Genomic DNA, 6,000 nt, shown 5'->3' with positions numbered 1-6,000 from the left:
GCACGGTGCCGATCGGCTCGGTGAACAGCCGGACCAGCATCCAGGCCTGGAGCACCCGGCGGCCGTCGGCGGCCACCGGCGCCTGCTCGCTGGTGAACGGCCCGATCGAGGCGCCGCCCGCAGCTCGACGACGATGAAGCCTGAAAGCTCTGACCTGGGCGCGGATCGCGGCACGAGATTGCCCGCTCGGGGGCCAGGACGGCCGTTACCGCCGCAGGTCGGCTCGGCATTCGGTCGCATCTGTGCCCACCGATAATGATCCACACAGCCCACCCGTCTTTATCGGCCGCTATGCCGGGCGTCGCTTCATCGACGCTCCTATGAGTCGTTGAGGGCCCATACTTTGTCGGTGGGCGGACTCGGAGGGCAGTGTGGACGACTCGAAACTACTGCAACTGGGATTGCGGGCGGCACGCTCGATCGTGGACGAGAAGCCGTTCGTTACCGACTTGGCTGAAGGCCTGCGCGGCGTTGTGGGCGCCGACTGTGTTTGTATAGACGTTTGTCGCGGCTGGCCGGAGCAGACTCCGGTGGTAACTCTGGCGGGGGAGCCTGGTGATCTGACTGCGTCTGAGACCGATGATTGGATGCAGCTGTCGGCTGTCGATGATCCATACATAATGAACCTGGTGGCGACTCGTGATCCTCTTCCCTATCGCGTCAGCGACCTGACGACGCTCAGTCGCTTCCGCCGGACGTCGGTCTACCGTGAGATCTACGCCGGATTTGAGATGCGTTACTTGGTGGCGATGGCCCCGCGCATCACCGACCACGACATGGTGATTGTCGGTCTGACCCGCAGGCTGCACGACTTCTCGGATGTGGAAGCCCGGGCTTTGCACCCGCTACGTCACCTACTTTCCGCGGCGTTTGATTATCAGCAGTTGGTCAGCAAGATTCGGGCTGAACTCCGCACCGTACCGGTCGACGTTGATCCACGTCGGCTGACCCTGACCCAGCGGGAAGATCAAGTGCTCGCATTGGTGGCCGCCGGGCACACCAATGACCAGGTTGCCCGCCGGCTCGGCGTCAGTCCTCGGACCGTCCGTAAGCACCTGGAAGCGGTTTTCCCCAAGGTTGGCGTCTCCAACCGCGTCGCTGCGGTCGCGTGGTGGCTCCGTCAGAACTGACTCTGACGTCCCGCCAGCGGTTTGCACCTCTTCCGTGTGGATGGAAGCAGGCGACTTGTCAAGGTGGCTCTTCGGCCACCTGCCGGAATCGCCCTTGTCCGGCGATCCTGGGTCGGCAATGACGAATCGGTCCACACCTGGAACGCCAGGAGTCTCGCCATGACCACAGCGCTCGACAACTGACCAAGGGATCGTGTTGACCGTGCCCGAGTCATTGGCCCAGCCCGAGCCCACATTCCGCCGTTCAGCCGAAACGCGCCACGAGGCCGTCTCGTCTGCTGATCATCATTGCTCTTCCGCAGAACTCAGTGGCGGTCGCCGACTGGCCCCGACACGCGGCGTGGGTTCCGCGCGTCAGATGCTCGCGCTGCAAGCCGCCGCGGGAAACCGGGCGGTCGTATCCGCGCTTCTGGCCCCGGTTCAGCGTCAAAGACCGACGTCGTCAGCTCCTGCGGCGAGCCCTGCGGGCACAGCCGCACCCGGACCGGAGTCAGCCCCGCGCGAGGGACAGGCCCCGCTGCCGGTGCAGCGTTGCGGCGCCGAGCAGAACGCCGGCTGCCCATGCGCGGACGTTGTGCCTGAGGAGGACGTGCAGCGCACCTTGTCCGTTGCACGAGCCGACGGGTCACCGGGTCCGGGCCCGATCGGCGCAGGACCTGAGACCCATTTGTCCTCGCCGCGGTTCGCCGCCGACGATCTTCTCGAAGCCTGCTACCAGGACCGCGGACGGCTGGCGATCGGTATGACCAACGAGTCGGTCCGGAAAGTTCAGCAAGCACTGCTCGATCTGGCCTACGACCTTGGGCCGGCGGGCGCGGACGGCGTTCACGGTCCGATGACCGTCACCGCCGTGAAGAACTTCAAAAAGGATGAAAGCCTCGGCTTCGCCGAATACGGTGACGTCGGTCCCGGTACTATGCGCCGGCTCGATCAGCTGTTCTCGGGGCGACGGCAAAATCCGCCCGACCGGCGCAAGCGCGGCGGTGAGTTCCCGCGCAGCACCGCCAAGGTTGAGGTATTGGCCACGCACATCGGCGGCATTCCCGGCGGGGTCAAGCACCTCTTCATCGTCCACACCAGCGACGCAGACAACAAAACGGCCTACCGCGCTGGCCCAGGTGTCTGTCCCGACGGGCCCCGTCCCGACGGGGCGCCGTCGATCATGGAGGATCACGGCCCCTACAACGACCGCTTCATCGACTGGGACCCGAACGCTCCCTCCGTCACCGCGGTTCGAGGCCAAGCCGCGAATGACAAGGATGCCTGCCTGCTGGGTCATCTCCGTGACATCGACGCCGCGTGCATCGCCTACTCCCCGTTGGGGCCGAACAGCAACACGGTCGCCCGCACTCTTCTTGAACGTTGCGGCATTCCGCAAGCCAAACCGGATGTAGTCGCGCCGGGATGGGACGCGACGTTGCCGACGAAGAAATGACTACGACCAACGCTGCGAAGAGAGCAGCACCTCACTGTCATCGGCACGAGTCGTGCGTCGGGCCGGCTCCCGGCGTGCGTCACCCCGCGTGACGGCTCACCACCGACCGACGCGCGGTCCGCGGCAGAAGAGGATGCACTTCGACGGTGCGCCTGCCTGCGGAGCCAAAGCGGCGCCAGTAGGCTCGGCGTCATGCCGGACATCAAGGACCTCGAGCCGCTGATCGGTCGCTGGAGCCAGCTCGTCGATGCGCCGCGGCACGTCGAGGAAAAGGTTGCGGGCGAGATGACGCTGGAGTGGCTCCGGGACGAGAAGGTGATTCTCCAGCGCTCGATCGCCGAGAACCCGATGTTTCCCGAGGGCGTGGTTCTGATCATGTCCGCCGATGACGACGCCGAGGGCGACTTCACCGCGCACTACTTCGACTCCCGTGCGGTCTCGCGCGTACTCCACATGAGCTTCCAGGCCGGTGTCTGGAAGTGGTGGCGCCACGCGAGCGGCCCTGACGATTTCGATCAGCGCTTCGAAGGCACGCTCTCGGCAGACGGCAAGACGATCGACAGCTCCTGTTACCTCGTCGAGGACGGCGAGTGGATCCACGACTTCGACGTCACCTACACGCGGGCCTAAGCCCCTGGCAGGAACTGTTTCCCGTAACTCTGGGGTAGCCAGGGTGAGGTCCAGGGTGCGGCGGTGGTGAGGTTCTGGGCGTCGGTGCGGTGTTGGAAGAAGACGTGGGCTTAGTCCCAAGGCGGTAAACGCGGCGTGAGTTGGCCAAGGGGACATGCGGTGGGTCGAATGGTGGCACGGTTATGGAGCCGCGATGCGGTCGCCCGCCTCGAGTACCCGCGAAATGGTGCTGAGCAACTGATAGGAGCTGACAGGTTTGTTCAGCAGCACCGCCCCGGGGGGAAGGGCGCTTCGCGCGGCGAGGACGGACTCGGCATAGCCGGACATGAAGACCACCGGTAGGGACGGCCGGTCGAGGCGCAGGTCCCGAGCAAGGTCCGGCCCGTGGGTGCCAGGCATCACCACGTCGCTCAGGAGCAGGTTGATACCGTCCCCCGCGTCGGCCAGTTCGCGGGCTTCAGCGGCTGTGGCCGCCGATCGGACGGTGTATCCATTGCGGTGCAGGATTCGTTCGGTGAGTGCGCGCAGGCCCTCGTCGTCCTCGACGAGCAGGATCGTCTGCCCGGTGCCGGACACCGGTACGGGTTCCGTCTTCTCGGCTGTCTCGGCGTGGTCGGTGGTGATCGGCAGGAGGGTAGCGACGGTCGTGCCGTGGCCCAGCTCGGAGTAGATCTGGGCGTGGCCACCGGCCTGGGTGATGATGCCGTAGATGGTGGCCAAGCCGAGTCCGGTGCCCTGGCCGGTCGGCTTGGTGGTGAAGAACGGTTCGAAGGCGCGTTCCAGCGTGGCTTTGCTCATTCCGGTGCCCGTGTCGCTCACCTGCAGCCGCATGTAGCGGCCGGGACGCAGGCCGGGGTGCTGAGCCGTGTAGTGCTCATCCACCGTCACCGCGTCGGTGTCGATGGTCAGCGTGCCGCCGTCGGGCATGGCGTCGCGGGCGTTGACGGCCAGGTTTATCAGCACCTGCTCCAGCCGGCCGACGTCGGCTTTGACGGGGCGCGACTCGGGGGTCAGACGGGTGACCAGGATGATGTCCGCGCCGAGGGTTCGGCGCAGCAGTTTCTCCACGTCCACGACAACGCTGTTGAGGTCCAGCACCCGCATCTCGGTGACGGCGTCGGCGCGGGCGAATGCCAGCAGCTGCCGGGTCAGGCCGGCGGCCCGATCCCCGGCTGCGACGATCTCCAGAAGGTCCGCGTGCAGACGGCTCCAGGCTGGGTCACCGGCGGTCATCACCTCCACATCCGCGGCGGACATGCTGGCGTACCCGTTGATGATGCCGAGGAGGTTGTTGAAGTCATGAGCGATGCCGCCGGCGAGCTGGCCGAGGCTCTCCAGCCGCTCGGACTGCCGCAGGCGTCGTTGCAGCTGCTCCCGCTCGGTGATGTCGTCGAGAATCGCGCAGCGCACCGTGCGCCCGGCGAAGACGGTGAGGTGTGAGGTCACATCGACGTCGGTAACCGTGCCGTCATGCTTGACGTGACGCAGCCGGCGGCCGCGTTCCACCGGTGCTGCCGTGGATACTGCCTGCGCCACAAGCGCGGCGTCGTCGACTGGGCACAGGTCGGTGACCGCCATGCTGAGTAGTTCGTCCCGAGTGTGCCCGAAATAGCGGACGGCGGCATCATTCACCGCCACGATGTGCAGTGTCTCGACGTCGAACAGATAGACCGGGTACGGACTGGCGTCGAACATCTGCCGGTAGTTGCGCTCGTGCTCCCGCGCGACTTCCTCGGCCTTGCGACGCTCTCCCAGCTCGCTGTCGACCGTGGCGAGCAGGGCGGCGAACTCCGCTCCGAGGCCGCTGACCTCTTGCGGCCCGGAAACGGTGACGGCCCTGTCCAGGTCACCGGTCCTGGCCGCGACGTGTACCGCCGCGCGCAACCGCCCGATGGGCCGGGTAATACGCCGATACACCAGCAGCGTCGCCAGTAGTCCGGCGAGGAGACCGACCGCTGCGATCACCGCCTGCCGTTGCGCCAGCCGGTGCCCCGCGGTCAGTGCCGCCGACCGCTCCGCGCCGGCGAACACATGCCAGCCGGCCCCGGCGACGTCGGCCTGCTCATATACCCGGCGCAAGCCCGAAACATCCACCCCTTCACCGGCAGCGCCCGGCGCACCGAAGCGGCTGGCACGCACCGCTGTGCCGGCCCACCGCGGGCCATCGGGCCATCGAGTCAGAACGGTCCCGCCGTCGCCGGTCGTGACCAGGAACTCGAGCCCACGCGTACCGCCGAACAGGTCTGCGACCGTCGCACCGAGCCCGACCAGGTCCACGAACGCCACCACCACCCCCAGACCAGGTATCGGGGCGCTGACCAGCACAGCCGGGCGACCGGTACGGCCATCCGCCACCGGGCCCAGCACCTGTTGCGCCCGGGTCGCGGCCGGCAGCCATGGCGCCCTCCGGTACGCGGCGGCGTCGTCACCCGTCAGTTGATGCGACGAGCATGCGACCGTGCCGTCCGGGCGCAACAGATCCAGATGGCCGTCGTCGGGGCCGCCCAGGGAGAACGACAGCCGGCAGGAGGCCGGATCCGCGAACACCTGCCCGGCGCCCGGGCTCGACGCCACCGCATCGACACTCGACCGGACGACCGTGAGATTTTCCCCGATCTTTTCGGCCGCCTGTCGGGCGCCGTACCTCGCGTCCCCGCGGGCGGCCGACATCCCGTCTCGCTCGGCAAGGGCCCAACCGGAGCCAAGCGAGATCACGCCCGCCAACACGAACAGCCCCATCAAACCGGCCAGGTACGTTCGCAGCGGCCACTGCCCACGATGTGCGAGCATGCCGCCCAACATGTT

At 67.0% G+C, this 6,000-nt stretch carries 4 protein-coding genes and 1 pseudogene; 3 read left to right on the top strand and 2 right to left on the bottom strand.

The genetic code is table 11. The annotated features are described in order from the left end of the window. Window positions 1-371: 371 nt before the first annotated feature. From AB0M54_RS38750 to AB0M54_RS38740, 3 genes are all read left to right on the top strand, one after another. Window positions 372-1,130, top strand: coding sequence for a helix-turn-helix transcriptional regulator (locus AB0M54_RS38750; protein ID WP_364476932.1), 759 nt, complete (start codon window positions 372-374; stop codon window positions 1,128-1,130). A 589-nt stretch (window positions 1,131-1,719) separates the two neighbouring features. Continuing rightward, complete coding sequence (locus tag AB0M54_RS38745) at window positions 1,720-2,565, top strand: peptidoglycan-binding domain-containing protein (protein ID WP_364326576.1); 846 nt, start codon at window positions 1,720-1,722, stop codon at window positions 2,563-2,565. A 192-nt stretch (window positions 2,566-2,757) separates the two neighbouring features. Further along, window positions 2,758-3,195 carry a hypothetical protein gene (locus AB0M54_RS38740; RefSeq protein WP_364476930.1) on the top strand — a complete coding sequence of 146 codons (438 nt, stop codon included), beginning with the start codon at window positions 2,758-2,760 and terminating at the stop codon, window positions 3,193-3,195. Here the strand turns inward: AB0M54_RS38740 and AB0M54_RS38735 are convergent. Then, window positions 3,192-3,305: pseudogene (locus AB0M54_RS38735) on the bottom strand (IS630 family transposase); the annotation flags it as partial. The gene AB0M54_RS38740 and the pseudogene AB0M54_RS38735 overlap by 4 nt on opposite strands. A gap of 70 nt (window positions 3,306-3,375) precedes the next feature. Then, window positions 3,376-5,985, bottom strand: coding sequence for an ATP-binding protein (locus AB0M54_RS38730; RefSeq protein WP_364476928.1), 2,610 nt, complete (start codon window positions 5,983-5,985; stop codon window positions 3,376-3,378). Between the last annotated feature and the right edge of the window lie 15 nt (window positions 5,986-6,000).

Origin of the sequence: Actinoplanes sp. NPDC051470, from assembly GCF_040682035.1 — a bacterium.
GTDB lineage: Bacteria > Actinomycetota > Actinomycetes > Mycobacteriales > Micromonosporaceae > Actinoplanes.
The sequence above is the reverse complement of the archived record's forward strand: the minus strand, read 5'-3'. Positions and strand labels throughout refer to the sequence as shown.

What these genes read in the sequence shown, in the direction of transcription:
- AB0M54_RS38740 (WP_364476930.1), top strand. Translation starts at nt 2,758, where the DNA reads ATGCCGGACATCAAGGACCTCGAGCCGCTGATCGGTCGCTGGAGCCAG.
- AB0M54_RS38730 (WP_364476928.1), bottom strand. Translation starts at nt 5,985, where the DNA reads ATGCTCGCACATCGTGGGCAGTGGCCGCTGCGAACGTACCTGGCCGGT.